Source organism: Bradyrhizobium sp. 142 (genome assembly GCF_023074015.1).
GTDB lineage: Bacteria > Pseudomonadota > Alphaproteobacteria > Rhizobiales > Xanthobacteraceae > Bradyrhizobium.
In genome coordinates this window covers 1-925 of the sequence record NZ_JADPKQ010000225.1, presented here as the reverse complement: position 1 = coordinate 925, position 925 = coordinate 1, and the positions used below count along the sequence as shown (strand labels likewise).

The following is a 925-nucleotide window of genomic DNA, read 5'->3' as shown; positions in this document are numbered from 1 at the left end:
CAGTTGTTCGTGCGTGCCTCGAACGAGGAGGCACGCCATGAATGTACGCTATCGGGTCGAACTCAGCCAAATCGAGTGCACCGAACTGAGGGCGCTGCTCAGCGGCGGCAAGCACGCGTCCCGGAAGCTCAAGCGAGCGCAGATTTTGCTGGCCGCCGATGCCGGGACCAGCGACGAGGAGATCGCAAGGAGCGTCGGCGTGAGCGGCTCGACCGTGTACCGGACCAAGCGACGCTTCGTGGAAGGCAATCTGGAGCGGGCGCTGAGCGAAGAGATGCGTCCCGGGGCGGAACGCAAACTCACGGGCAAGGAAGAAGCCTTGCTGGTGGCGACAGCCTGCGCCAGTCCGCCAAAGGGCCGTGCCCGCTGGACGCTCAAGCTGCTGGCGGGTGCGATGGTCAAGCTCACCGAACACAAGAGCCTGTCGCACGAGACGGTTCGGCGGCGTTTGGCCGAAAATGGCCTCAAGCCCTGGCGCAAAGACATGTGGTGCATTCCGCAGGTCGACGGCGAATACGTTGCCCGTATGGAGGATGTGCTCGACCTCTACGCCGAGGCTTCCGACCCCAAGCGGCCGGTGGTGTGCTTCGACGAAAGCCCGGTGCAACTCATCGGAGAGGTCCGTCAGCCCATCCCGGCAAGGCCGGGCCAGCTCGAACGTTACGATTACGAGTATCGTCGCAATGGCACGGTCAATCTCTTCGTCCTCCTCGACGTGCATCGTCCCTGGCGCAAGGTCAAGGTCACCGACCGGCGAGCCGCAGAAGACTATGCCCAATGCATGCGCGATCTCGTCGACATCCATTATCCCGATGCCGAGATCATCCGGGTCGTTCAGGACAATTTATCGACCCACTGCGCCGGCGCCCTGTATCAGGCGTTCCCGCCCGCCGAAGCCAGGCGGATATTGCGACGACTCGAGTTC

The 925-nt window shown here is 63.1% G+C and carries 1 protein-coding gene; it reads left to right on the top strand.

What is annotated here, in order from left to right; translation table 11 throughout:
* Nucleotides 1–37 precede the first annotated feature (37 nt).
* The coding region (locus IVA82_RS21205; protein ID WP_247383711.1) for an IS630 family transposase at nt 38–925 on the top strand (888 nt) is incomplete at its 3' end.